Annotated in this window: 20 protein-coding genes and 1 pseudogene; 9 read left to right on the forward strand and 12 right to left on the reverse strand. The window is 63.7% G+C overall.

Annotated elements, in window-relative coordinates; genetic code table 11:
• Positions 1 to 186: 186 nt before the first annotated feature.
• The 4 genes from QME84_03500 to QME84_03515 form a co-directional block, all read right to left on the reverse strand.
• Entirely contained in the window at positions 187 to 1,005 is an 819-nt protein-coding gene (locus QME84_03500) for a CoA-transferase (GenBank protein ID MDI6873334.1), read from the reverse strand.
• Entirely contained in the window at positions 998 to 2,095 is a 1,098-nt protein-coding gene (locus QME84_03505) for a CoA-transferase (protein MDI6873335.1), read from the reverse strand. Before QME84_03505 ends, QME84_03500 begins: the two co-directional genes overlap by 8 nt.
• Positions 2,096 to 2,196: 101 nt before the next feature.
• A complete protein-coding gene (locus tag QME84_03510) occupies positions 2,197 to 3,162 on the reverse strand; it encodes an amidohydrolase family protein (protein ID MDI6873336.1) in 966 nt (321 codons plus the stop codon).
• Between the two features lie 391 nt (positions 3,163 to 3,553).
• Positions 3,554 to 3,685: a hypothetical protein gene (locus QME84_03515; protein MDI6873337.1), complete on the reverse strand. Its 132-nt coding sequence runs from the start codon at positions 3,683 to 3,685 to the stop codon at positions 3,554 to 3,556.
• A gap of 842 nt (positions 3,686 to 4,527) precedes the next feature.
• Between QME84_03515 and QME84_03520 the strand changes: the two genes are divergently transcribed.
• The 5 genes from QME84_03520 to QME84_03540 all read left to right on the forward strand — a co-directional run bounded on the left by QME84_03520 (position 4,528) and on the right by QME84_03540 (position 10,132).
• Entirely contained in the window at positions 4,528 to 5,400 is an 873-nt protein-coding gene (locus QME84_03520; protein MDI6873338.1) for an SDR family NAD(P)-dependent oxidoreductase, read from the forward strand.
• A 529-nt stretch (positions 5,401 to 5,929) separates the two neighbouring features.
• Positions 5,930 to 6,985, forward strand: coding sequence for a 4Fe-4S binding protein (locus QME84_03525; protein ID MDI6873339.1), 1,056 nt, complete (start codon positions 5,930 to 5,932; stop codon positions 6,983 to 6,985).
• Between the two features lie 177 nt (positions 6,986 to 7,162).
• A complete protein-coding gene (locus tag QME84_03530; GenBank protein ID MDI6873340.1) occupies positions 7,163 to 7,948 on the forward strand; it encodes a TetR/AcrR family transcriptional regulator in 786 nt (261 codons plus the stop codon).
• Entirely contained in the window at positions 7,945 to 9,006 is a 1,062-nt protein-coding gene (locus QME84_03535; protein ID MDI6873341.1) for a 4Fe-4S binding protein, read from the forward strand. The genes QME84_03530 and QME84_03535 overlap by 4 nt, the downstream gene beginning before the upstream one ends.
• Before the next feature lie 40 nt (positions 9,007 to 9,046).
• Positions 9,047 to 10,132 carry a 4Fe-4S binding protein gene (locus QME84_03540; protein ID MDI6873342.1) on the forward strand — a complete coding sequence of 362 codons (1,086 nt, stop codon included), beginning with the start codon at positions 9,047 to 9,049 and terminating at the stop codon, positions 10,130 to 10,132.
• A 430-nt stretch (positions 10,133 to 10,562) separates the two neighbouring features.
• Here the strand turns inward: QME84_03540 and QME84_03545 are convergent, their stop codons facing one another.
• On the reverse strand, positions 10,563 to 12,248 hold the full coding sequence (locus QME84_03545) for a fatty acyl-AMP ligase (protein MDI6873343.1): 1,686 nt from the start codon (positions 12,246 to 12,248) through the stop codon (positions 10,563 to 10,565).
• A 1,095-nt stretch (positions 12,249 to 13,343) separates the two neighbouring features.
• Between QME84_03545 and QME84_03550 the strand changes: the two genes are divergently transcribed.
• Complete coding sequence (locus QME84_03550) at positions 13,344 to 14,156, forward strand: SDR family NAD(P)-dependent oxidoreductase (GenBank protein MDI6873344.1); 813 nt, start codon at positions 13,344 to 13,346, stop codon at positions 14,154 to 14,156.
• 15 nt (positions 14,157 to 14,171) lie between these two features.
• Here QME84_03550 and QME84_03555 read toward each other — a convergent pair whose 3' ends face one another.
• From QME84_03555 to QME84_03565, 3 genes are all read right to left on the reverse strand, one after another.
• The gene (locus QME84_03555; GenBank protein ID MDI6873345.1) at positions 14,172 to 14,666 is read right to left on the reverse strand and encodes a DUF6125 family protein; all 495 of its coding nucleotides are present in this window, start codon (positions 14,664 to 14,666) and stop codon (positions 14,172 to 14,174) included.
• Positions 14,667 to 14,819: 153 nt separating this feature from the next.
• Entirely contained in the window at positions 14,820 to 15,536 is a 717-nt protein-coding gene (locus QME84_03560) for a DUF169 domain-containing protein (GenBank protein ID MDI6873346.1), read from the reverse strand.
• A gap of 91 nt (positions 15,537 to 15,627) precedes the next feature.
• Positions 15,628 to 16,428, reverse strand: a complete 801-nt coding sequence (locus tag QME84_03565) for a hypothetical protein (protein ID MDI6873347.1) — start codon at positions 16,426 to 16,428, stop codon at positions 15,628 to 15,630.
• Positions 16,429 to 17,617: 1,189 nt separating this feature from the next.
• Between QME84_03565 and QME84_03570 the strand changes: the two genes are divergently transcribed.
• Both QME84_03570 and QME84_03575 read left to right on the forward strand, forming a co-directional pair.
• On the forward strand, positions 17,618 to 18,445 hold the full coding sequence (locus QME84_03570) for a CbbQ/NirQ/NorQ/GpvN family protein (protein ID MDI6873348.1): 828 nt from the start codon (positions 17,618 to 17,620) through the stop codon (positions 18,443 to 18,445).
• A 100-nt stretch (positions 18,446 to 18,545) separates the two neighbouring features.
• A complete protein-coding gene (locus QME84_03575) occupies positions 18,546 to 20,660 on the forward strand; it encodes a VWA domain-containing protein (GenBank protein MDI6873349.1) in 2,115 nt (704 codons plus the stop codon).
• Between the two features lie 16 nt (positions 20,661 to 20,676).
• Here QME84_03575 and QME84_03580 read toward each other — a convergent pair whose 3' ends face one another.
• Positions 20,677 to 21,957, reverse strand: a complete 1,281-nt coding sequence (locus QME84_03580; protein ID MDI6873350.1) for an MFS transporter — start codon at positions 21,955 to 21,957, stop codon at positions 20,677 to 20,679.
• Between the two features lie 131 nt (positions 21,958 to 22,088).
• Entirely contained in the window at positions 22,089 to 22,766 is a 678-nt protein-coding gene (locus QME84_03585) for a hypothetical protein (protein ID MDI6873351.1), read from the reverse strand.
• Positions 22,767 to 23,619: 853 nt separating this feature from the next.
• On the opposite strand from QME84_03585, the gene QME84_03590 reads away from it, so the two are divergent.
• The gene (locus QME84_03590) at positions 23,620 to 24,252 is read left to right on the forward strand and encodes a GerMN domain-containing protein (protein MDI6873352.1); all 633 of its coding nucleotides are present in this window, start codon (positions 23,620 to 23,622) and stop codon (positions 24,250 to 24,252) included.
• A gap of 135 nt (positions 24,253 to 24,387) precedes the next feature.
• Here the strand turns inward: QME84_03590 and QME84_03595 are convergent, their stop codons facing one another.
• Positions 24,388 to 24,669, reverse strand: a complete 282-nt coding sequence (locus tag QME84_03595) for a 6-phosphofructokinase (GenBank protein MDI6873353.1) — start codon at positions 24,667 to 24,669, stop codon at positions 24,388 to 24,390.
• Positions 24,670 to 24,721: 52 nt separating this feature from the next.
• Positions 24,722 to 25,566: pseudogene (gene fba, locus QME84_03600) on the reverse strand (class II fructose-1,6-bisphosphate aldolase).
• Positions 25,567 to 25,754 lie beyond the last annotated feature (188 nt).

Raw genomic sequence — 25,754 nt, forward strand, 5'->3', positions numbered from 1 at the left:
AAACCCTCCCTTTTGTGCAAGGCGGGACCGCCGGGTCCAAGGCCTCGATGCGTTTTCTATTGCCGCAGAAGAAGCGGTGTGAAATGATGCAGGGGAACCGCCTCGCCCGGTTCGTTCCTCCCGCCGGGACAGCCGAATCTCGCCATCAAACCCCGATTGTAGTGTGGATAAATATATTCCATAATGTCAAGTTCGCTGCTTGTTCAAGGCCTGGAGAATGCGAGGAACGGAGAGCTCCAGCTGTAGTCTTCTTCCCGCCGCGATCTCGGGGGCGAATTCACGGATTAAATCCACCTCCTCCCGGGTGGGCGGGGGCAACTCCACCAACTCCTCGGCTACCTTCAGCTCCCAGGGCACCTCCGCCTTGATCTCCCCCACGGTATGACCCGGGAAGAGTCCGTAGAGGAAGATCTCGCCGCTCTCTTCCTCGAAATGAAAGACCCCTTTCGCGCTGTATAGTACCTTGGGTCCGCTTCCGGGAGGAAAGCCCGCCCGCTCGCGCGCCCCGTAGCCGTCCAGGTAACCGGGAGAGGACACATAATCCACCTTCTCCACGAACTTGCCGCCACGCATGGTGAGAACCGCCTTGCGGGCATAACCGAAGAACTCCGGCGCTCCTCCCGCTCCCATCATGCGCATCCGGAAGTTATCGTAATCCCCGAAAACGGTGGAATTCATGTTCCCAAAGCGGTCTATCTGCCCCACTCCCAGGAAGGTAACGTCAACCAATCCGCGGTTGACGATGGTGGCGAAGATGTCGATCATGTCGCAGGAGTAGGTGTAACCCCGTGTACAAGTGGGGTCGGCGATGTGCAGGGGGTTGCGGAAGGGCCGGATGTCCACCAGGCCCGCCTCGGTGAGGATGATGCAGTTGGGGGCGTGGGTGGCCTTGGCCAGGACACCGGCAGCCATGGGGATACCCTGGCCGATGACCACGATATCGCCGTCCTGAATTTCCTTGGCCGCGTTGGCCACGATTATCTCCGTTTCCGTATATTTAACCATTTACGAAACCCCCTTTCTCTTCCAGGGCCCGAAGGAACTCCTCGCGGGTCATCTGAAAGTTGAAGCTCACGTCATTATCGTCCCAAGCCCTCCTTCCCGTGGCCCCGTAATCGGCGGGAATGCTCGGATAGGGCTTGGCGCGAAGCTCCTGCAGGTACCTGACTCCAAAACGTTCCACGTAATGCTGCAGGTATTTCTGCCGGTTCTCGACCCCGTAAACCCACTCGTCCATCCAGGCTTGACCGCCCTCCTCGCTCATGGTCTGCATGAAGTAGACGCTGCGGAAGACCATGTCGTAATCATAGAAACCAAGCAGCTCGGATGGGTGTGCTCCCCAAGGCTCCTCGACCACCGCACAGACCCGGAAACCGGGAACGATGGTTAAATGAGGCGTCCTCAAGATGGTTTCCTCGTCCACCACCTGCTCACAGGACACGATGACCCTTTTCGAGGCCAGGCAAGCCCACTTGGAATTGATGAGGGCGCCCCATAGCTGGGCATTGCCGAACTTGTCCGCCCGCTGCACGTGCAGGACGGCCACGTCCGGGTTCCTTCCCTTCACCACCACCACCTTCTCTCCGGTGAAGGGGCAGGTCACCTCGCCGAACTTCTCCCCCTTGAAGGCGCGCTCCACGTGATAGACGTCGGTCTCCCGGATTCCGGACATCACCGGCAGGAAGGGATAGCCCATGGCTCCCGCCTGGAGCATGGTCAGGAGGGTATAGTTGGAATAGTCCTCTATCTCCAGCTCCCCCCTCCGCAATGCCCGTTCCAGGACGGTCTCGATCCGCTCCCCCGCTACCCGGAAGTTGTAGGCCATGACCAATTTCCGGACACATTTCCCCATTATCAACTGGTCTAACTCGTCGATCCCCCCCTGCTGGAACACGGTGAGGTCCTTCTTGCCTTGCCGTATGATCTCGTGCAATAGGGCATAGGGCGTGGCATACAGACAGTTGGCGATGACCAGGGAATCCCCGTCGGAGACGAACCTTTCCACTGCCTCCCGGGCAGTCATCCTCTTGTCCCTGTCCATGAATTTTTCAAGCATCTTCCTCTCCCCTCCCACGTGGCAATCGATCCCGTGCAAAGTTCTTCCTCGGGCCGCGCTTGCCGGACCCCGATACTTCCGGATATCCGGAAAGGTATCCGGCTTCCAACCATGGGGATGCGGATCCCCTTGGGATATGGTCATTCTTGTTCTATTCCAAGAAGGCGGGCGGCGTTATGGTAAAGCCACTTCTCCAGTATTCCCTCCTTAAGCGGCATCTGCTTTATTTCCTCCACCATCTCCGGAACGCTCATCCCCACGTAAAGCCAAGTGGAGCCGAAGACGATACGGTCGGCCAGGATGCTGTTGCCATATTCTACCAGAGGCTCCCAGCTCGTGTTGTGCCGTCCCACGTAGCGGGGGCGGACGGAGGAGAAGTCGATGTAGAGGTTGGGGTGTCGCCAGGCTACCGCCACCAGCTCGGCGGTCCAGGGCCAGCCGCCGTGTCCGGCCACCACCTTCAGCTCGGGGAAATCCAAGCATACCTGGTCGAGGTGGGAGGGATGAGCGACGTACATGGGAAGGCTGGCGTAGCTTATGGAGGTGTGGATCCACACCGGCACCCCCAGCTCCACGCACTTGGCATAGATGGGATAGAATTTCCGGTGATCGGCCGGGATTTGCTGCATGAAGGGGCGAAGGGCCACTCCGTGCAAGCCCAGTTCTTTCACCGCCCGCTCCACCTCACGCACGGCGTCCATCCCCTTGTGAGGGTCCACTCCCGCAAAGCAACGCAAGCGATCCGGATGCCGGCTCACCACGCCGGCATAGTAGTCGTTGGTGAGGCCCCTGACGCCCGATACGGTCTCCTCGTCAAAATTGAAGAGAACGGCGATCTCCACTCCCCAGGAGTCCAGGGTGGAGATAAACTGCTCCTCGCTCTGGGCAATGTGCCTCACCTTGGGTTCCATATATTTCCAGAGCTCCTCCTCGTTCATCTCCTCCTTGGCTCGGGCCAGCTCCTCGGCGGTAAGCCCGAACATGGGGGCAACCCGGGGACCGAAGACGTTCCTCAGGTATTCGGTCATCTGGGGAGGCAAGCCTACCACCTGGTCGATGATGCCCTCCAGAGTGGGGAGATTGCAGAGGCAATCGATGATCTTCAACTTCGCCACCTCCTTGCAGACATGCTCTTTCTAAATCACGTTTCCACCGGCAAAGACGCCGGGTATCCTGGTATTCCGGTTCTCGTTCACCACCGGCCCCCGGTTACTGCCTCCAGCTCCATGCCCATCTGGACGGAGAGTACGTGCTCCGGGATAAGCCAGGAGGAGAGGAGCGGGCAGTCACAGGCGATTAACGGCCGGTACGATCTACCTCTCCCCGCCTACCCGGGAGATGGCAACACTCTGTATTCGGCTCTCTTCGTGGATGAAGGTCAACGTATGCTCCAGGAGGAGGATGCCGAATCGTGCAGGCACTGTACCTCGTTGCGAATCAGTCCACCCGGCCAAAGTATGATCTCCAACACCGCCCCCACCGACGCCCCCTCCAGGGTCAGCCGAGGGCCATGATCATGCCGATATCCCCCGAACCCAGGATGGCCAACCTCCTGCCGAGGATACAGCCCCCGATGTTCATGTAGCGCCGGGAAGTTCCCGCGGTGAGGACCCCGAGCCGCCGCCTCACTCGGAATGCCCGCCCCGATGATGAGCGCCTCAGTCGCGGTGGTGAACATGCTCCCTCCCAGCACTATAAGTAATTCGCGTGCCTATCATATTGCGGCATCAAAGCGTGCGTCAAATTTTTGTCCTGCGGGATGGAAGGTGGGGAGAACGCGGGGGCCTCAAGATATCACCCCAGGTGGCGGGCATGGGCGGGCCATATTCGGGAGATATTTTCGCTCTTGAGGGATGGGTAGGGAAAAGACTGGGGATTACAATCCACAGTGTGGGGATGCTCGTAGTGGGACAGGTAATTTCAGCTTTTTGCGGGTGACCGGCGGGGAAAATACCGGTTAATTCAAGAGGTTATGCGGACGGCGGATGAAAGCGGCCGGGTGAGTAGGGGCGGTTGCGAAACATTGAGGTGGAGAACAGGGGACCGACGCGAGCCGCATCGCTTCCGGTAAAGATATACGCGACCCATCAACGAGAAGCGGGCCTAGCAGGCTTTTTCCCTTCAGACATCAGGCAAACCCTGATCCTACTATTTTCCTTTATTAAATTTTTGCATATTGCAATTATTCACTAATTCGGTTACCATGGAAGCGGTTCCTGGGAGAAGGCATCGAGTCCGGAACCGGGCTGGCCGGACACAATCGGCGGGATGCGTTACGCACCCGGAAATTCGAGACCGTCCCGGGATGAGAAAGGTCAACCGACCTGGATACGAGCCGGGCGGACCTCGGGATAGGGGCGTGCGTTCCCCGGGTTCGGAGCGGATGCCCTTTACCGCCACGTGAAACGGCCAGGTAGCCTCCACCGGAACGAGGAGCGGGATACATTGAGTCAAGCGGAGGATTTAAAGCCATGAGGTCGAGGATGGATTGGAGGGGTCGAACGGTGCTGGTCACCGGAGGGGGAAGCGGCATTGGGCTGGCTGTGGCCGCCGAGGCGGCGTCCCGGGGGGCCGTGCCCCTCCTGGTGGACATCAACCCGGAGGCGTTAGCAACCGCGGAGGCAACGGTGCGCCGCCAGGGCCACGGGGTCCACGCCTTCCGGGTGGACGTGACGGACATAGAAGCGGTGCGGGAACTGCGTCGTGCCCTCCGGGAGAGTTCCCTCTCCCCCGACGTCCTGGTGAACTGCGCCGGCATCACCCTGGTGGCCCACGTGACATCCACGGAACACGAGGAGTGGAAGCGCATCATCGACGTCAATCTCATGGGCACGGTGAACGTCATCCAGACCTTCCTGCCGGACCTCCTGAAAAAAAGCAGCGGTCACATCCTGAACATCGGATCCATCGACGGGCTGGTGCCCATACCCGGCCAGTCCGCTTACTGCGCCAGCAAGTTCGCCGTTACCGGTCTCAGCGAGGTCCTTTACTACGACCTGAAACCCCAGGGGATAGGGGTCACCCTGGTTTGCCCGGGGTACGTGAACACGCCCATGGCCAGGTCCCACCCGGTCAAGGACCTTCCCCTCCGCTTCCGCGGTTGGGAGAAGGTGGCCCGGCTCCTGGAAGCATTCAGCAGCCGGCCGGAGAAGATAGCGTCCCGGGCCCTGGACGGGGTGGAAAAGGGCCGCTTCCTGGTCATACCCGGCCTCCCCTCGCGCCTCATGTACCACTACCGGCGCCTCTTCCCCCGCCTGGCCGCGGCCTCCGGGGTGGCGGTGGGAAAGCTCTATGCCCGCCTGCGCCGCCTGCAGAGCCGGAGGGCCCTCCAGGGGTGCTCCTGAAGGATTCCCGAAAACGTCGTAACGCCCCGGAAAACCCCCGATAGAGAGCACCTTCCAATCGCTTCTTCCACTGCTTGCCTAAAACGCGGCGGCGTTCATCACCGCCCCTGGTCGGCCTGCCGGAGGGAAGCTTCGATGCTTTCCGGGGCGTCGATTCCCGCGCGGACTGGGAGACCGGGGAGGACCGTCCCCTGCGGGTGGAGGTCTAATCCGCGGTTTTAACCGTGGGGTGCCTGATGGGGAACCCGACAGTGCCTCCCTCTCCGTGAAGCCTCGTTAATCAAGCCTCACGAGTCCCCGACGATGCGTTCTTGGACTTGGAACCCCAGCCGCCTCGACCCCTATCGGCCGCCTTGAACGTCTTCACCATTCCATGGCGATGCATCCTCGGATTGGAAACCACCCTGCATGGGGAGGCAAGCTGGAGTTGACCCGTACGCGTCTACGGGGCATAATAAATATACCGACCGGTTGGTATGTTTTTTGAAGGGATCCGCTGCGGCGGGCGGGGTCGCGAGGGAGGAAGGAAATGGAAGAGAGCTTGTATCACCGGCTGGCGGAGCACCTGGACCGGGCCATCAACGGCGTGCCCATGTCTCCCCAGCTAATGGAGATCCTGCACATCCTCTACCCCGGGGAGGAGGCGGAGGTGGCCCTGAACCTGGCCATCTACGAGAACCGTACCCTCCCACAGCTTAAGGAGCTGATGCCGGACAAGGCCGACCGCCTGGAGGACCTCCTCATGAGCATGGCGAGGAGGGGCACGGTGCTCACGGTTCAGAAGCCCGGCAGGGAAAGGATATATCGCCTGCTCCCCAGCATCGTGGGCTTCGTGGAGGTCCCCTTCCTCTCCGGCGAGGACACCCCGGAGATAAGGCGCCTAGCCCAGCTGTGGAAGGAGTACCTGGACGGCAAGTTCGGCGAGGAACTGGCCCGCAACGTCCCCCTCATCCGGGTGGTGCCGGTGGGCGAGTCCCTGCGCGATGGAACCCAGGTGCTTCCCTTCGACGCCCTGGAGGAGCTCCTGGAAAAGGCTGGATTCTACGCCGTGGGACACTGCCCCTGCCGGCAGATCGCCAGGTACACCGGGGAAGGATGCGACCACCCCACGGAGAGGTGCATGCACTTCGGGACCCTGGGACGGTACATGGTGGAGGTGGGAAAGGCCCGGGCCATCGACAAGGAGGAAGCCCTGGGCATGCTGCGCCAGGCCACGGAGGAGGGACTGGTGCACGTCTGCGACAACGTCGACGGTCTCCTGCACACCATCTGCAACTGCTGTCCCTGCTGCTGCGGGTTCTTCCGCGCCAAGCTGAACCGCGGCCTGCACACCGTGTCCTCCTCCAGTTACGTGGCGCGGGTGGACGAGGAGGAATGCGCGGGCTGCGGCATCTGCGAGGAGCGGTGCCCGGTGGGGGCGGTGAAGGTCTCCGGGGACACGGCGGTGGTGGACCCCGAGGCGTGCATCGGCTGCGGGGTGTGCACCCCCACCTGCGGTGAGGAGGCCATCCGCCTGGAGGTACGGGAGAAGGTCTCCCCGCCTCCCAGCCTCCAGGACTTCATCGCCGCCCGCATGAAGACGTGAGGCGGGAAGGCGACCGGGATACCGGGCGTGGCGCGCCGGGGGAGGAGAAAAAGACACCCTCGGATCCCCTCCTTTCGCCAGGCGGGGAGGGGGAGGATGAAGCGAGGCGCCGGAGGTTCAACTGGTAATATTTGCCTTAAGGTGCAGACCCGATCCGAATTTCGAGGAGGCCTGTAAATGGGACGCAAAAGCGGGACGACCCTCCGCGCGGACGGCGGACCAAAGGCGGGCGCCTGCGGGAGCGGCGGCGAGCCCGCGCGAGTGGAAGCGACGCGGGACGAGCGCCCCACCAAGGGCGCGCGCACCCGGCAACGCATCGTGGGGCACGCTACCCTCCTCATGTACGCCAACGGCTACGCCCGCACCTCCATCGAGGACGTCATCCGCGCCGCGGGCATCACCAAGGGCAGCTTTTACTTCCACTTCCGGTCCAAGGAGGACCTGGGATATGCGGTCATCCAGAGCGCCGCGGATTATATCCTGGGCCGCCTGCGGGAGGCCCTGGAAAAACCCGGCCTCTCCTCCTGGGAACGCCTGGAGGCCATGCTGCGGGAGATACAGGGCATCGTGGAGGCCGCTGACTGCACGCGGGGCTGCATCCTGGGGAACCTGGCCCTGGAGACCAGCCACGACCATCCCGGCTTCCGGGAAGCCATCGCCGCTGCCTTCCGCGAGTGGTGGGACCTTATCGCCTCCCATCTGGAGAACATGAAAGAGGAGGGTCAATTGCCTCCCAACTTCGACTGCCAGGCCTACGCCCAGTTCGCGGTGAGTGCCCTGGAGGGCGGCATCATGATGAGCAAGGTGACCCGGGACCCGGGGCCCATGCGCACGGCGGCAAACCTCATGCTGGAACTCCTAAAAAAGGCATGGGAAGGGAAGCTTACCGCTGCGAAGCGGGTTCCCGCGCCCGGCGCGATCCGGAAACCGGGAAGGAAAGGACCGGGAAAGGAGGAGAAATGACCGAGGACGTTTACCGCCGATTGGCCGCTCACCTGGACAAGATGCCCATCGGGGCCCCCATGAGCGAGGAGCTCCTGGAGATCCTCCGCCTGCTCTTCACCCCGGAGGAGGCAGATCTCGCCTGTAAGCTACCCTTCACCAACACCGGCCTCGAGGACCTCGCTTCGCAGCTCGGCGGGGACCCGGAGGCCCTGCGGGGGATGCTCGACACCATGGCCACAAAGGGGACGGTCTTCAGGAGCACCAAGCAGGGGTTGACCAGGTACAGGCTGCTACCCACCCTGGTGGGCTTCTCGGAGACTCCCTTCTGGCCGGGAAAGGAAAACGAGACGGTGCGCCGGCTCGCTCCCCTGTGGATAAAGTACCTTTACCGGGGAGGATGGGGAAAGGAGATAGCCGGCCGCAAGGTTCCACTGGTAAGGGCGGTGCCAGTGGAGGAAGAAGTTTCCTCCACCTCCGAGGTCCTCCCCTACGAGACGGTGAAGGACCTGGTGAAAAAGGTGGATTACCTCGCCGTCGCTTACTGCCCCTGCAGGCAGATGAAGGCCTACGTGGGGGAGGGGTGTGAACACGAAAGGGAGAACTGCTTCCATTTCGGTTCCATGGGACGGTACATCGTGGAGCACGGAATGGGAAGGCAGCTCACCCTGGAGGAGACACTGAAAAAGCTGCAGGAAGCCCACGAGGAAGGCTTGGTCTTCTCCGCGGACAACTACCAGGGAAAGATTTCCACCCTGTGCTGCTGCTGCGGCTGTTGCTGCGTCTTCCTCCAGTGCCGAAAGGCCCTGGGCTACACCAACGCCATGGCGCCCTCCAATTACGTGGCCTCGGTGGATGAAGACGCCTGCACGGGATGCGGGACCTGCGAGGAACGCTGCCCGGTGGGGGCCATATCCCTGGACGGCAGGGAGACCGCCGCCGTAGACGCCGCCGCTTGCCTGGGCTGCGGCGTATGCGTGCCCACCTGCTCCGGTGAGGCGCTGGCCCTGAAGCGCCGGGAAGGAGCCGCGGGGATCCCGACGCTGGAGGAGTTCCTGGCCAGCCAGCTGGAAAGCTGATGGACGACAGTAGAAAGGAGACGGGAGGGAGAACGGGAAGATGAGCGAGGAAATCTACGAAAAACTGAGGGAGCTCCTGGACCGCCATCCGGCTGGATGTCCGCCGGCCGAGGAGATCATGGAGATTCTCAAGACCTTCTTCACCCCCGAGGAGGCCCGGGTGGCCCTAGGGCTGGGGTTCCGGCCCTTCCCCGTGGAGGAGGTCGCCCGGCGCGCCGGGGTGGGTCCCGAGGAAGCCCGGGTCCGCCTGGAGTCCCTGGCGGACAAGGGCGTGGTCTTCGCCCGGGAAAAGGACGGGGCCTGGGGGTACGCCCTGCTCCCGGTGATGCCGGGCATCTTCGAGTTCCCCTACATGAAGGGGCTGGACCCGGGGACGCGGGGGAAGCTCACCCCCCTGTGGAAGAGCTACCTGCCCAAGCTGTCGCGGGAATTCGGGACCCCGGAGGTCTCCTTCTCCCGCATCGTCCCCATCCAGGAGGAAGTGGAGAGCCAGCCGGGGGTGCTCCCTTATGACAAGGTCTACGACATGATAGACAAGGCCAAGGTGGTGGGCATCGCCCGCTGCGCCTGCCGGGAGCTGGAACAGAAGTGCGACGCCCCCCGCGAGGCCTGCATGCTCTTCGACGAGACCTGCACCTACCTCGTGGAGCGGGGCTTCGGCCGCTACTTGACCAAGGAGGAGATGAAGGAGAAGCTGCGCGAGTTCGACCGCGCCGGGCTGGTGCACCAGATAAACAATGTACAGGAGCGGCTGACCTTCGTGTGCAACTGCTGCCCGTGCTGCTGCGGGCTGCTGCGTGCCTCCCTGGAGTGGGGGAACCCTAACGTCTTTACCTCCTCGGGGTTCCTCCCGGAGAACGACCCCGGGCTGTGCACCGGCTGCGGTATATGCGCCGACGAGAGGTGCCCCGTGCGGGCCATCACCATCGACGACGGGCGGGCGGTGGTGGACGAGTCCCGCTGCATCGGCTGCGGGCTCTGCGTGACCGGCTGCCCTAACCAGGCCATGAGTCTGAGAAAGAAAGCGGGAGTCGTCACTCCTCCCGCCACGACCGCGGAGATGGGCATGCGTATCCTGGAGCAGAAGGGAAAGCTGGAAGGGTTCCTGGAGCTGCTCAGCCCGTAAGGTACCTTGTAGGCGGCATCTCCGGGAGAAGCCCGGAAGCACCGGGACGACGCCCGGAGGGCTCGAGGCTCCGGCGGCCGCGCGGCCCCGGAGAGACGCCCCGGGTCGGGCAGGGTTTCCGCCTCGGCCGCGGGAGGGTCCTTATCCCTGCGAGACGACCCGGGGCGAAGGCTCCGTGGCTTCCCGGCTTGCCGGCGCGTAAGGGGCCTGCCGGCTCGATCGAGATCACCAAGACATGTCCTTGGGGAAGTCCGGGAATCGCCGGAAGTCAATGCCTGGCGCAGCCCACTCCTGCTGCAGGCCCCCGGTTTTTTATACCAACATTTACCAACCCATCGGCTGCGCGGGGGGGCTTCGGTTCACATCCGCAGCACGAAGGGCCCCGGGATGGCCGTTCGGCGGACCGGAGCAAGGGGCCGCCCGGACGAGCTCAGTTGGCCATTACCGGTGCGCCGCTCCGGGCGATAGCCTGTAGTTTCTCGTTCAGGTACAGCTCACGGCAGAGGAAGCGCCTCTTCTTCCCGCTGGAGGTCTTGGGGAGGGTACCCGCCGGGACCAGGACCACCTCGCGCACGGGAACCCCGATCTCCTCGCGAACCAGGGAGGAAACGGCGCGGGCCGTCTCCATGGCGGCCTGGGGGCAGGAGAGACGGGTCTCCCCTACCAGAACCAGCCTTTCCCGTCCCCTCCGGGTGGTCACCCCGAAGGCCACCGCGTTGCCCTTGCGCATGCCCTCCACGCGCTCGGCGCAGCGCTCCACGTCCTCCGGGAAGAGGTTGCGCCCCCCGATGATGACCATGTCCTTGATCCTCCCCACCAGGAATAGGTTCCCTCCGGCCAGGTACCCCAGGTCCCCGGTGTGCAGCCAGCCACCCCGGAGGGCCTCCGCGGTGGCCGCGGCATCGCCCCAGTATCCCTGCATTAGGGAAGGACCACGCACGCACACCTCCCCCACCTCGCGCTCCCCAGCCGGGGTGCCGTCCTCCTTGACGATGCGGACCTCCAGGCCACGGAGCGGACGTCCCAGGGATACCAGGCAGCGGGCATCCGCGCTCTCCGGCGCGCAGGGGACGGCTTCTCCTCCTTCTTCGATTCCCCTCCTGGACACGTAATCTTTCTGGTAGATGTTACCAGGCTCCGGGAAGGTTACCGCCAGGGTGGCCTCGGCCAGCCCGTAGACCGGGTAGGGAACCTCCGGCTTGAGGCCGTACTCCGCGCCGGCCTCCACCAGGTCGTCCAGGACCTGCGGGTCGATGGGCTCCGCCCCGTTCAGGGCCAGGCGGAGGGAGGAGAGGTCTGTCCCCTCCAGCCCACCGGACCGCAGCACGCGGGTGGACAACGCGAAGGCGAAGTTGGGACCCCCGGTGATGGTGGCCCGGTATTCGCCGCAGGCACGGAGCCAGAGCGAGGGGTCGGCCACGAAGCGCTGTGGCGACATGAGTACCAAGCTGCAACCCGCGCCCAGGGCGGTGATCAGGAAGCCGATGAGCCCCATATCGTGGTAGAGGGGCATCCAGGAGACCACCGTGTCCCTGGGGCAGGCGCCCACCTTCTCGGCGATGGCCCGGGCGTTGGCCAGGATGTTACCGTGGGTGAGGATGACCCCCCGGGGCTCGCTGGTGGAGCCGGAGGTGAACTGGACCAGGGCCACGTCTCCCCTTCCCCGAGGCACGGGAGAGGCCTCCTCCCCGGCGGGGAGGTCTTCCATGGCCACCAGGCGGAACCCCCCACCCAAGTCCGACACCAGGGGGAGGAAGGCACCGGGGAGGGCCAGCACCTCCGCTCCCACCTTCTCCAGCCTCCGCCTGCTCTGCTCCATGAAGGAGGAGGGATCCACGGTGCGCATGGGGAGTGGAAGGGGCACGGCCACCGCCCCAATGGCCCAGCATCCCAGCAAGGTGAGCACGGTGTGAGGGGTGGTCTGGGCCATAATACCCACCCGGTCCCCGGGCCTCACCCCCAGCCCGGCCAGCCCCGCAGCCGCGCGCAGCGCCTCCCGCATGAGTTCACGAGGCGTGAAAACCCGCTCACCTTCCTCTTCAAGTATGATCAAGCCCCGGCTGGAGCGCTCAACACCCGATGCTACCCCTTCCCAGACATTGCTCGCTCTCCTCATAGGCACCTCCTCTCTTCTCCATCGGGCCGCGAAAATATCCGCTACCCACCTTCCCTTTCACGACTACCAAATCGGTTTACCCGGGATGGAACGGCGCGAACCAGCAACCGAATCCCGCACGAGCCGCGCATTTTCCCGAAGCCTGTCCTTGCCCTCTATGAACGCGCCTCTCGCAAGAAGTCGGAACGGTCCGAGCCGGGAATCGGAACCCGGAACTTGGTTTTTCCGCCCATCCTTCAACCAAGTAAACACGCGGGGCCGCACATGGTTACCGGAAATCCGGATTTTCCAAATCCACGGCACTGGAAATGAGGAATGGCGAGGCCGGCACGATTTGGAAAGGACACATCCCGGCATCGGGATGGGAATGGCGGGACCCCCGGTCCGGGGGTTGAGGGGCAGGCAAGTGGAGGGGAAGAAGAAATAGCGACCTTCCGCAAGCACACTCCCGTCACCGGGAGGAAACGGGAAGACACCTCCTCCGCAGGCTGACGGAATACAACGTGGGCGGAGGGAATCGGGCTTGAATCGGAAAGGCGACGGTTTCGATGCAACGGGAGCCCGACCGGGTTTGAGAAAGAAGGATCCGGACGAGCGCAGCGGAAATAGCGAAAACCCGGCCCTCGCCTGCAGGTGCGGGGGAAGCGGAGGTCAAGGGAGTCCAGGAAAGAAATGGGGCCTTTTGCATGCCCGGGTGAGGGGTGAGAACGAGGGTGTTAGAATATACCCCGGAGGGAGGATGATCCAGGAGCGACAATTCCGGAGCCACATCAGGGAAAACGCGGACTTACGCTTGTCCGGTCTGGGACCTCCGTCGACGGGTCACCTCCCGGCCACCCCTTCAATGTCAGCGGGGAAAAGGATGCGGATGCGGGGAGGAGGAGCTTAACGTCATTGCGGGGCAAAGCCCACGAAATCCATCCGGAGAAAGCGTGGATAGAGGAGGGAGGATCCATGGTCCGTCTTCCGACCAACCCTTCAACTGCAGCGAGTGGAGGGGGCGTGAGGGGAAATGGGGACCTTCGCCATCCCCGCGGCGTTAAGCCCACGAAATTCTGATCGATGACGAGTTGAGTGAGGAGGGAGGTGGGGAGCATGGAGCTCCAGGGGAAGGTGGTGCTGATCACCGGCGCAGCGCGGGGCATGGGCAGGCTGCACGCCGAGAACTTCTGCCGCGAGGGCTCCCGGGTGGTGATGACCGACGTCGACGAGGCGGAGCTCAACCGGGCGGCGGAGGAGCTCCGCGGGCGCGGGTACGAGGTGTACGCTTACGCCTTCGACGTCTCCGACCGGGAGGCCTGTTTCCGGGTGGCGGAAAGGGTGCGCCAGGAGGTCGGGCCGGTGGACGTCCTGGTGAACAACGCGGGGATAACCGACTGCCGGGCGGTGCTTGACCTGCCGGAACATTCCGTGCGCCGCATGATGGAGGTCAACTACTTCGGGTACGTGTGGATGATGCAGGCCCTGGTACCGGACATGGTCAGACGGGGAAGTGGCCACGTGGTGAACGTTTGTTCGGTGGCCGGGAAGACAGGCTCGGCCAGGATGGGTGGTTATTGCGCCACCAAGTTCGCGGACATCGGCATCACCGACGCCATCCGGCAGGAGCTGAGGGGAAGCGGGGTGAACTTTACCATCGTCAACCCCGGGTACGTGGCTACGGGCATGTTCGAGGGGGCCAAGGTGCCCTTCATCACCCGCTGGCAGGACCCCCGCAAGGTGTCCGAGGCCCTGGTGGAGGCGGTGAAGAGAAACCGCGCCGAGATATGCGTGCCCCGTTTCAACGTGCGGCTGGTGGCCTTCCTGAGGGGACTCTGCCTGCCGAAGCTGCTGGATTTTCTCTTCCACTTGCTGCGCGTGGACCGCTCCATGGACACCTGGAAGGAGGACCGCGGCCGACCTTTCTGAGGGATAAAGGGCTTTTCATTTCCTGCGGATTACCCACTCGCAGAAGGAGTCGCCGCGCGGGAGGGAGGCGGTGATCTCGAAATCCAGGGAGGGGTCCACCGCCCGCAGCCAGTGGCGGAAGATGGTGTTGTCGATGTCCTCGCAGGGCACCACCTTCTCCCGGCCCGCCTTCTTCAGGTTCTCCCACCACGAGCAGCGGGTCACCCGGAAAAGGACCTCATCCCCGCCGCGCACCTCACCCCGGCATTCCGTCCCGTCGATGCGGCAGATGTTCTCTATCAGGAGGTTCACCGTCTCCAGGTCCGGCGGCTCTCCCGAGGAGAGGTCCAGGTTCAGCATGCGGACCATGCGCTTGAGGACCACCAGCCCGTACTTCTTCCACACCTCCAGGTCCAGCCTCAGGGCGACCTCGAACCCGTATGTCGCTTCCACCTCCAGGAACCACAACCCGTCGATGGCCGTAAGGGCTCCCAGCCGCAGTTCTTCAAGTTGCCGGTCCGTAAGCTCCATGTTCACCCCCTACGCGAAACGTTTTCGCGGACGCGCCCAAGCGGAGGGCAGTGGGCCTACTCTGTCGCCCATGCGTTCCCTACCAATATTTTACATATTTTACCAGGAACCAAAAGTCCCCAAAAATGAGGTCCGGCAGGTGCGCCGGAGCCCCTACCCCAGGTGCTCCTCTATCTCCCTGGGTATCTCCAGGGGAGCATTGCCGGCGGAACACCGGGGAACGGCGGCCACCAGGGCAGTCAGCCTTTCGTAGGGCACGGAGACGAAGACCACTTCCCTCGGGTATTTCTGCATGCGCCGCGCCGTCCAGTCCCCGAAGGTCACGTTGGTGCGCCCCGTGACCACCGGGTAGGCGATGGCCGAGTGGCACAGGGCTCCGGTCACTTCCACCCGGAGCGGAATCCCGTCCCAGTAATGGTCAAGGGTGATGAGACGGCAGGCCTGCTCCGGGTCCACCAGGAAGACCACCAGGTCCGGCCGTATGGAGGCCTCGTCCGCCGGACCGACGACCACCCGGTCGGCCAGGCCGGTGGGGGGCGGGGAGCCCAGGGCCTGCATGCGGTGGAAGCTGACGATGGAATGGGTGAGCTTCTCGCCGCGGGTGAGGAAATTCTGGATGAAGCGCCGGCCCGGGCCGGAGGGCGGCTCGGACAGCCCGCAATGCCACGACCCTCCGGGACAGGAGGAATTACCGGCCTCGATGACGAAGGTCTCCCCCGCCGCGGCCCGCTTCAGGGCCCGGCAGAAGGAAATCCTCTCCCGGCCGACCACCTCTACCTCGTCGTTGGTGAAGGTCACCGCCACCGGTTTCCGCTCCAGGCCCAGGAGCTCCACCAGGATACCGACCTCTTCCTTCCACGGTGCTTCCATCTCCTTCCTCCTCGTTCCGCGCGAAGTTCTCCAACCCTCCATGTCGACCAGGATTCAACCGTAAACGATCTTACAGATAATACCAATTAACTTATCCTCGCTCCCTTCGAAGAAGGAACCGGTGCGCTTTCGTTGCTTCGAATATCTCGGCATCGCCCATCCTTATCCCACGTTCCCGCGGGCCGTGGCGGCCGATCGCCCGCCCCGTCACAATCCGGTCACCAACATCTCCGGAAGCTCCCTCAAAGCTCCAGCAGCTCATCTTCCAGCTCCGCCCCTCATCCACCAGTTCCGTCAATTCCTCGCCAATCTCCCTGAAGCGGGATTCCAGCTCCACGGCCAGGAGAGCCATGTCGTTCTGCCACTCCCCCAGGCTGGATTCTACGGAGGAGAGCTTGCCTGCATCCCGGCTCAAGAGTGCGGCCCTCAAATCGGTGATGATCGGCGCCAGCTCGCTCCATGCCTCGAGGAAGCGACGGTGGAAATTCCCCAGGCCTTCCGGCTGCTCCACTGCCTCGAGCTCCTTGAGGGATGTGCTGTAATAATCTTCCAAGGAATTCAGCGCCCGGACGGCCACCTCCTCCGAGGTCATCCCCATCGCCAGTGAGTCTTTCAGCTCCGCGTATCCCCTCGTCATGGCGGACATCAGCTCCTGGCAATATGAAACGAAGAGGTTGAACTCTCCATAAACCCGCTCTGCCTCCGCGTAGAAGTCGAGGAGGTCCCGGTGAAGTGATTCCGCCTCCTCCGGGGGCTGCAATCCCTCCAGGTCATTTCGCGCCTTTACAAAAGCCGCCATGGAGTCCTCCAGCAGCCCCTCCATCTTGACCAGGGCATCACGGATCTCCGAGGGGTCCTCCGGTTCTGATACGGAATCGGCGACCTCCTCCATTTCGGCAGCCAGCCTGTAAAGGGTCTCTCCCGCCTCTCCGTGTATGGCCCCGGCCTTATCCTTGTATTCCCCCCAAGCTCATTCCCTTCCCACGGGAAAGAAGAAGGAGGCAGAGAACGGCCGCCGCGGCCACCACCAGGATTAAGGTTCCCACAAGCGGATATAACCACCTCCTTCCGCCCTTGACGGCGGGGGGAGGGGGCGCGGGTATCCGTGGTCCCCCTCCCGGGGGCACGGGTACCCTGGCTTGATCCTCTTTACCCCTTCCGGAAGGTGGCGTCGCGGGGGCTTCCCTCAGGCATCTCCCGCAGCGGGGGCAGAAGACGGCCTCCTCCCTTACTTCCCTACCACAGTCGGGACAGAACGGCATGCAAACCTCCTTTCCTTTATCCTTCCCGTCCCAGACACCGTCGAGGCCTGCCGGACCGCCCCGGCGCTGCTCCAAAGCCTCCCCTCTAATTTTTCTCTCGACCGCCATATGCTTCAATTACGACCTCGGCGATTCCTTCAGAGCTTCAAGGCCGCTCCTCTATTTTTTCTCCCTATTCTCTTCCTACCGCGGGCCCGCATCATTTTCCCGATCCGGCACGTGTCCGTTTTTCTTCCCTGCGTTCAAGCATGGTGAGGAGGCTTGTGACGGCACTTTTCCCGGTGCGGCGGGGCCGTTATTTTACTCCGGTGTTTAAGCCTCGTGGAGAGGCCGATACTTGATCCTGAAAGCCAGTGGTTGGTCGCAGCGAGCGTCTCAGCGAGCGAGACCATTGCCACCGGCCTTTCCGCAAGAAGGAGGTAGCGTAGATGGCTGCCCGGCGGCACGTTTAATCCCTATACCCCGGGGGTACCAAAATTCAAGACCTGAGCCCCTGGCATGGGCAACCTTCACGCAGCCGGCGCCTTCCGGGCGTGCCATCCACGAAAACTGTTAGAATATCACCGAAAGAGTCCGGAGGAAACCTCGTCCAGGGAGGTCGATTGGTGGTGACATCACGCGGCCTCCCCGGAAGAAGGAAAGGCGGGAGCGGGAACGGAGGAGGTACCGCAGGTCGTGCGGCAAGAGACCCCGAACCCCGGAACCGGGCAGCACCGGGAAACGGAAACTGTGACCTCCGCGGGAGGAGCAGCCTCGGAAGGCCGGGGCTTGAGGGCGCCTCGGAAGGGTTCCGTAGGGGAGGCCGGCTCCGAGGAATCCGTGCGGGAGGTCGCCTACCACGAGCACGTCCTCGAGGAGGAACCCTTCTACTTGCCGGTGGGCGACGAGGTGGAGATCTTCCGCGCCGCCTACCGGGCCCGTCTTCCGGTGAGCCTCAAGGGTCCCACCGGGTGCGGTAAAACGCGCTTCCTGGAATACATGGCCTGGAAGCTGGGCCGGGAAGACGGGGAACCGCTCCCCCTGATCACCGTGGCCTGCCACGAGGACCTCACCGCCGGCGACCTGGTGGGCAGGTACATCCTGGTGGGCGAGGAAACGGTATGGGTGGACGGTCCCCTCACTGCGGCGGTGAAGGCGGGAGGCATCTGCTACCTGGACGAGGTGGTGGAGGCGCGTAAGGATACCCTGGTGCTCATCCACCCCCTGGCCGACCACCGGCGCATCCTGCCCCTGGAGAAGAAGGGCTGCCTGGTGAGGGCGCATCCCCGTTTCCTCCTGGTCATATCCTACAACCCCGGCTACCAGAGCATGCTCAAGGACCTGAAGATAAGTACCCGGCAGCGCTTCGCGGCCATCGATTTCACCTACCCCCCTCCGGCGGTGGAAGCGCGCATCATCGCCGGGGAGGCCGGGGTGGAGGAGAACCTGGCGAGGGAACTGGCCCGCCTGGGGGAGCTGGCCCGCAACCTGGGGGAGCCGGGGATGGAGGAAGGGCCCTCCACCCGCCTGCTCATCTACGCCGCCCGCCTCATCGGCCAGGGTGTGGAACCGCGCCGGGCCTGCGAGACGGCCCTGGTCTCCGCGGTGTCCGATGACCCGGTGGTGCAGCAGGCAATGCGGGACCTGGTGGCCGCCGTCTTCCCGTGACCCGAACGCCAGGGGTGAAGTCTTGACCTCTCCGCTCAATCTCGCCATCTACGCAAGGTCCGCGGCCTTCCGCCTTCGGAACGCGGCGTCAGGGGAAGGCGTGGAGGACGTCGGCGACGGCGATCGTCATGGCATTTTTTACCATGTGAGGGGCGGCTTCGGCATCTCCGACCGCCCGGAACCCCAGGCGCCGGGAGCCTTGTCGGGGAGCACCGCCCGGACGGCGGGAAGCGCGGCGCCGTGGTCCCGGAACCACGGGTCCGCGGCCCGGCAGGAACGGCCCGCAAACGCGGTGAGCCTGGAGGAGGCGCGGGCCTCCCTCTCCCTCTTCGGCAAGGGCATATGTTCCCGTTACCTGCAGGCCAAGCCCCTGGAGGAGGCGCCGGCGGCCCTGGCCAACCCCTGGAGGCCCTTTCCCTTCAGCGACGGGAGGGAGATATACCTCCCCGGCCTCCTGGACCTCTACGCCGACCGCAAGGATAACTGGAGGGTCCTCCGCCTCTACGTCTCCGCCCAGGTGGGTCAATGGGAAGCGGGCACCTTCGACCGTCCCCTTGAACCTGGAACCTTTCCCCGAAAAACCCGCCGCCTGCCTCCCGCCGCCGAGGAACCCCTGTCCTTCATCCGCCGCTTCCTGGAACTTTTTGCCATACCTGGGCTGGCGGGGGAGATCTTCCTCTTCCTGGAAAGCGCCCGCGTGCTCTCCCACCTCTCCCGATGCTACCTGGGCCTGGCGGCCGACCTCTCCTGGTATCTACCCCGCCTGCGCGCGCCCCTCGAGCCGCTGGACCACCGCTGCGCACTCTGGAACCTTTACTTCGACCTCCTCCAGCCCCTGGCGGGACCCGCGGGAGGGGGTTACCCCTCCGGCATGCTGGAGGCCGCGGAAGGGGTGGTTCGCGCTGGGGCCCACCTGAGGGACACCCTGTCCTGCACCGCCTCCGTATACCGGCTGCTGGCCCCCCTCTACCGCCGCCTCCCGGAAGGGATTTCCGGTTTTCCCTCCACGAAGGAGGGTTTCCCGGGCCTGGAGGTTCCCCTTCGCCGCCCCGGGGGCAGCAAACCCTCCCGCGGAGGTGAGGCGGAGGACGTCGAAGCCCTCGCCGTCCCGGAGGAGATGGAGGAGATCCTGGGCGCGGATTTCGTGTCCATCCGCTTTCCCGCAGGCCTGGGGGAATTCCTCCGACCGGGCATGCTGGGGCGGAAGCTGGAGGTCGGGAAGGCGGAAGGCCCCGGCCGGGAAAGGGCAACGGCGGGAGCGGCGGGCGCCGAGGGGAAAGCGCCGGGGCAAGAGGAAAGGAGGCTGCGCTATCCGGAATGGGATTACCTGGCCCGCGGCTACCGCCGGGACTGGACCACCCTCGTCCAGCTGCGGGCGGAAGAAAGGGGCGCCGCGGAGGCGGACCGCCTCATCCGGGGATGGGAGGAGCTGGTGAGGGAGGTCACCCGCCAGTTCCGCATGCTGCGCTACCGGGAGTGCAGCTGGAGGAAAAAACTGGTATCCGGCGAGGAGGTGGACATCCAGGCGGCGGTGGAACGCTGGGTGTCCCTGCGCTGCGGGCTGCCGCCCTCCGAGAAAGTGTACATGGAAAAGAGGCGCCTCACCCGGGAGGTGAGCGCCCTCTTCCTCCTGGACCTCTCCGCCTCCACCTCCGCGGAGATCACCAAGGGGGACCACGCCGGGGAGACGGTGCTGGACCTCCTCCTGGTCTCGGTGGCCATCATGGCCCGGGCTCTGGAACAGCTGGGCGACCGCTACGGCATCTTCGGTTTCTCGGGATACGGGCGGGACCGGGTGGAGTTCCTGCGCATCAAGTCCTTCGACGAGGCCATGGACGAGGCCGCCTGGCGTCGACTGGGAGGCCTCAAGCCCATGAAGAGCACCCGCATGGGGACCGCGGTGCGTCATGCCCGCCGCCTGCTGGACGCCGAGGCTTCCTCCCTCAAGCTCATGCTCCTGCTCTCCGACGGCTATCCGCAGGACTTCGATTACGGCGAGGACCGCTCGGACCGGGAGTATGGACTGCGGGACACGGCGCAGGCCCTGCGGGAAGCGGAGGCGGGACACATCGTGCCCTTCTGCATCACCGTGGATGCCGCCGGTCACGACTACCTGCGGCGCATGTGTCCTCCCCACGGGTACCTGGTGGTGAGCAGCGTGGAGGACCTTCCGCGGGAGCTGCCCAAGGTTTACCTCCGCCTCCGCGGCGCCTGAGAACCGGCCAACATCTTCAAACCCCGGCCCGTTGCTCGACTTTACCCATCCCCTTCCCTCCCTCCCGGATGCGCAGGGCAATGAACAGGGCGGCCACGAAGGCCAGAGCCACGAAGACCATGGCCCAGAAGAAGGACCCCTCCACCCCACCCATAGCTCCCTTTATCCCCTCCATGGCCAGGGTGATGACCACTCCTCCGGCATTCCCCAGCAGAAGGAGCACGCTGGTTGCCGTTCCCGTCAGGGCCGCTCCGGTGGTCTCCTCCGCCAGGGCCAGGAGCACGGGCAGGGCGCTGAGGAGGAAGAAACCCAGCAGCCCGCCCACCACGAATATATGTGCCGAACTCCTGAGGACCCCTATCAGGAATAGGGTGGGGGCGGCGGCCGCGGCGGCTAAGACCAGAAACGGCTTGCGGCGCATGAGGCGGTCCGAGATGGCGGGGATCACCAGGCATCCCACCACCCCGGCCAGGACCATCACCGCCCCGATGTTGCCCGCCGTCCCCGTCTCGATGCCCTTGGGCTTGAGTATCTTCTCGATGAGCTGCATGAGGCCCACGAAGACCCCGTTGCCGATGAAGATCACCGCGCAGAGAAGGCGAAAATCGTGCAGCCCGAAAAGGGCGCGCAGGGCCTTGAGGTCTATGGCCACCTCCTCCCCCAGGGCCTCGGACTCCGTGCGGCGCGGAGGTTTGGGCGGACGGGGCCTGGCCAGGAGGGCAAAGAGGACCAGCGCCGCAAGGGAGACGAGGCTGTAGATGAACACCACCCAGCGGAGGGAAGCGATGTGCCCCTCCCCGAAGGCCTTGAGGAGGGGCGGGGTGAGGGCCATGGCCACGATCATCCCCAGGAAGAGGGAGAGGGAACCCAGCCCGTTGGCCAGGGCCGATTCCTCGGTGGGAAACCAGGAACTCACCACCTTGGTGATGCTGTTGAGGACGAAGGGCTGGCCGACGGAAATTCCGATCATTCCTAAAAGCACCAGGACGTAGTTATCGGCGAAGAGGCGCAAGAAGGAGAAGGCGGTGGTCAGGACGGCCCCGATGAGCACCGCGGCCCGGAAACCCCTGCGGTCGATAATAAAGCCGGCGGGTATGGATACCGGTATGTAGACCAGGGGGAACATGGTGGCCAGAAGGACCACCTTGAACTCGCTCACTCCCATGAGCTCCTGGGTCTGGGAGGTAATGGGCGCGTAGTTGAGCCACATGAGCTGGGTGACCGCGGCCACCAGCATGAAGGAGGCCAGCACCACCCACCGGTAGCCATAAAGCCCGTATTCACCTTCTCCCTTCATTCCTGTCCCCCTTTCAGTTCCCCTGTCGCCTGGGCGGAACCGCCTTAAACGGTCACCGGCGGGGGTGTGGCTCCGTGGCTCGGAACCCATGTGCACCTGCCCGGATGGCCTCCAGGCGACACGGCTGTTCCTCAGCTTCTTTTTCCCTCCTTCTCCGCCGCGGCCATCTCCAATGCCCTACGTTCCAGCTCCTCCGAGTACCTCTCCCATAGGGAAGCCTCCTCCCCCGGGGCCTTCCACAACTCGAAGTGGCAGGTCTCCGCGCCGGCGGGGATGGTTCGGGTAAAGCGCACCTGCCAGTCGGTAAGCCAGCCCCTTTCCCTCAGGGCTTCCAGCATGCCCTGCACGAAGTAGCGCTGAACCCGGCAATCGAAAGCCCCGTACTGTTCCTGGTGGGGACACCAGAGGATATGGAAGCTGACCCGCTCCGGGGAATCTATGGTAGGTTTTTCCAGGGAGGCGTAGGCCACACAGTTGATCACCGTGGCGTAGAAGCTGGCCATTTCCGCCTCGGACAGGTCCTCGGGCCATTCCAGGCCCTCCAGGATCTGCCGGCCCACGTCCAAACCCACCCGGCGTAGGGCCTCCCTCACCACTTCCTGGCCCGCCTCCCCGAACTCGCGTTCACAGGCCTTGAGGACCTCGAGGACCGCCGTGGCCTGCATGGTTCCCCAGACCCACAGCACAGAAGGGTCGAAATCCGGGTTGGTGAGGACCTCCTCGCGCAGCCGTCTCAACCCCGCTTCGTAGGGGAACCGGAACCGAAATTCCCCCCACCTCTCCTCATCCTTCCTCTCGTAATGGGCCATCTTCACCTCCATCCACGTTGCCCCGCGGCCTGCAGGGGGCCAAGCTTTCCGCTGGAAGGTATTCTTCCATCCTCAGCATTCGGCTTGCGCCTCCGTAATCAGGGTATCATGCTGACAATTATCCCGTCTTCCGACGGTAAGGGAACGTTCCTGTAGGCTCCTTTGTAGGCAGAGACATCCCGATGTAAATGGAGACTCCTGGATCTACATATTTTTACACGAACCAGGGGAGCTTCACTAATCAGCGCAGACAATTATTTGTGACCATGCTTGAGTCCGTTTGGATGGAAGTAGTTACCATCACGCCACCTTCCGAGCGCCGCCTCGGAAAGGGAAAGCGGGCGGGCCGAAAAGTTGGAAAAAGTATCCCCTACCCAATAGCCGAAGGTTCCCACGGGAGGAGTGGATGGGAGACCCTGGAGGTCGGAAGGGACATGCGCCCGCAAGCCGTTCACCAGCGTTCCCGTGCGGAAAAGGTGAATGGGCGGAAAGGGATTTGAAGAGCCGCCTATATGCCACCCATCGCCGGTCTTATGGCGCGGAAAGCGGAAGGGAACCCGGCCATCACGCCGGAAGTAGTATGATGATAACTGCATAATGCGAAAACGCACGTGGCCGGTGCCGGCGCACTCCGGGCACCGTGAAGAGCGACGGATGACCTGCGGGCAGCGCTTGAGGAGGGTCCGGGAGGATAAGCGGCGTCGCCTGCAGACCCGATATCCATAAGGATGTCGGGCAGGCGTGGCGGAACCACGGGACCCTTCCCGCCCTGCGGTCGAGGGTCACCGACCAGTACAGGGATGTCGGCCAGAAGGGGTTGGGGAAGAAGGCTTTGAAGGGAAAAGGAGGGCTTATGAGAAGATCGCATTGGCCATACGTCCTGCTCGCGACGGTGTGTCTTGCGCTCCTGGCCTCGCTGCTGCTCCCAGGATGCGGGAAGGCCAAGCAGGTGACCGGGGAGGACAAGGGCGAGAAGGAAGAGGAAGTCGAGGGCGATAAGGAAGAAGTTGAGGGGGGCGGGGAGGGGAAGACGGTCACCCTGACCCTGTATTTCATCAAATCGGAGCCCTCGGATATATATCTCGTGGCGCAGAAGCGGACCATACCCTACACCACGGCGGTAGCCCGGGCGGCCATGGAGGAACTCATCAAGGGGCCCTCGGAGGGCAGCGGCCTGGTGGCCGCTTTCCCCAGCACGGTCAAGGTCCTGGACGTGAGCATCAAGGACGGCGTATGCACGGTGAACGTAAGCAAGGAGATCCTCACCGACAAGGCCAAGCATGGCGGCGCGGGAGCGGCTATCGAAGGTCTGGCGCTTACCTCCATCGCCAACACCCTCACCGAGTTCCCCACCGTCCAGAAGGTGAAGCTGCTCATCGAGGGCAAGCAGAGCGGGCAGGTAGACGGCTTCTACGTGGAGGACTTCTGGGGGCACGTCGGCCTTCCGGAGTACCTGGAAAGGGACATGTCCGTGGTCAAACAATAGGGGGTCAGGTCTTGAATTTTGATGCCCCCGGGGGTATGTGCTCCCCATCACGGGGCCAGGTTCTGAACCTGGAAGGCACCCGAGGCAACATGTACCGAAAGCATATCGGGCATTAAAGATTCGAGGCTTTGCCGCTCAATAGAAAAGCTTGGCCATCTCGTAGAGTTCAAGGTCCACTTTCTTGATGCCCGCCAGGGCCTCCGCGTAAGGGGCGGCCTTCACTTCCCCGGAGCACATGCAGGCCATGTGGTCGAAGAGCCCCTTCTCCACCATCTCCACCGCGAAGACCCCCAGGCGGGTGGCCAGCACCCGGTCGAAAACCGTGGGAGTCCCGCCCAGCTGCAGGTGCCCCAGGTGGGTGACCCGGGTCTCGTATCCCGTCTTTTCCTCGATCTCCCGGGCTAGCCACTCCCCCACCCCGCCCAGGCGGACGTGCCCGAAGGATGCAAGAACAAGATCAGGCCTCCTTTCAGGCTTTTCCGGCGCAGCCGAAGAGCCGCATCTTGCGGGCCACCACCTCCCGCATGGCCTCTCGGGCCGGGGCCAGTATCTTGCGCGGGTCTATGACTTCCGGGTTGCGGCCGAGGAAATCCGCAACCGCCCGGCGGAAGGCGTCCCGGACCTCGGTGTCGATGTTTATCTTGTCCACGCCTATGGAACAAGCCTCCCTGATCATCTCATCGGGGATGCCGCTGGCCCCGTGCAGCACGAGGGGCACGGACACCTTCTCCCGAATGAGACGAGGCGCTCGAAATTGAGCCGGGGTTCCCCCTTGTACCAGCCGTGGGCGTTGCCTATGGACACGGCCAGGGCGTCTATTCCCGTGCGCTCCACGAACTCCTCCGCCTGGTCGGGATCGGTCATGGAAGCCTCCCGCTCGGAGACCGAGATGCGGTCCTCGGTCCCCACAAGGCGGCCCAATTCCCCCTCCACGGAGACCCCACGGGCATGGGTCATCTCCACCACCTGCCGCGTCAAGGAGACGTTGTCCTCGAAGGGGAGGGAGCTCCCGTCGATCATAACCGAGGAGAAGCCGTGGTCCAGGGCGGTCCGCACCTCTTCCAGGGAGGTGCCGCGGTCCAGGTACAGGGACATGGGGACCTCCACCTGCTCGCTGGCCACCCTGGCGATGGCCGCCGGGTAGGCTACCCCGGCGTATTTCATAGCCCCTGGGGAGACGGCCAGGATGAGGGGCGACCTCTCCGCCGCGGCGGCTTCCACGATGGAGAGGGTGATCTCCAGGTTGTTGGTGTTAAAGGCTCCCACGGCGTAACCCCCGGCCATGGCTTTTTCCAGCAGCTCGGAATTGGTCATAAAAGGCAACTACGGCACCTTCTTCACGCTTCCGTATGTCTCCTAACCTAACGCCATCGATTCCGCCGGCCGAAGCCCGGGCCGCGGGCACTCTCGCCTGCCCGTTTACCGGTCGAGCCGGGGTTCCTCGCAAGATTCAAAAGATTCAAAATGTCATATCTATCATCTAGCCACAGGTACAAGGGCGG

This window comes from Actinomycetota bacterium (assembly GCA_030019255.1).
In the GTDB taxonomy this organism is placed as follows: domain Bacteria; phylum Actinomycetota; class Geothermincolia; order Geothermincolales; family RBG-13-55-18; genus Solincola_A.

Coding starts and splice junctions, on each gene's coding strand:
- QME84_03520 (MDI6873338.1), top strand. CDS start 4,528: ATGAGGTCGAGGATGGATTGGAGGGGTCGAACGGTGCTGGTCACCGGA.
- QME84_03555 (MDI6873345.1), bottom strand. CDS start 14,666: ATGGAGCTTACGGACCGGCAACTTGAAGAACTGCGGCTGGGAGCCCTT.
- QME84_03590 (MDI6873352.1), top strand. CDS start 23,620: ATGAGAAGATCGCATTGGCCATACGTCCTGCTCGCGACGGTGTGTCTT.
- QME84_03500 (MDI6873334.1), bottom strand. CDS start 1,005: ATGGTTAAATATACGGAAACGGAGATAATCGTGGCCAACGCGGCCAAG.
- QME84_03580 (MDI6873350.1), bottom strand. CDS start 21,957: ATGAAGGGAGAAGGTGAATACGGGCTTTATGGCTACCGGTGGGTGGTG.
- QME84_03560 (MDI6873346.1), bottom strand. CDS start 15,536: ATGGAAGCACCGTGGAAGGAAGAGGTCGGTATCCTGGTGGAGCTCCTG.
- QME84_03535 (MDI6873341.1), top strand. CDS start 7,945: ATGACCGAGGACGTTTACCGCCGATTGGCCGCTCACCTGGACAAGATG.
- QME84_03550 (MDI6873344.1), top strand. CDS start 13,344: ATGGAGCTCCAGGGGAAGGTGGTGCTGATCACCGGCGCAGCGCGGGGC.
- QME84_03525 (MDI6873339.1), top strand. CDS start 5,930: ATGGAAGAGAGCTTGTATCACCGGCTGGCGGAGCACCTGGACCGGGCC.
- QME84_03585 (MDI6873351.1), bottom strand. CDS start 22,766: ATGGCCCATTACGAGAGGAAGGATGAGGAGAGGTGGGGGGAATTTCGG.
- QME84_03565 (MDI6873347.1), bottom strand. CDS start 16,428: ATGGAGGAGGTCGCCGATTCCGTATCAGAACCGGAGGACCCCTCGGAG.
- QME84_03545 (MDI6873343.1), bottom strand. CDS start 12,248: ATGAGGAGAGCGAGCAATGTCTGGGAAGGGGTAGCATCGGGTGTTGAG.
- QME84_03540 (MDI6873342.1), top strand. CDS start 9,047: ATGAGCGAGGAAATCTACGAAAAACTGAGGGAGCTCCTGGACCGCCAT.
- QME84_03530 (MDI6873340.1), top strand. CDS start 7,163: ATGGGACGCAAAAGCGGGACGACCCTCCGCGCGGACGGCGGACCAAAG.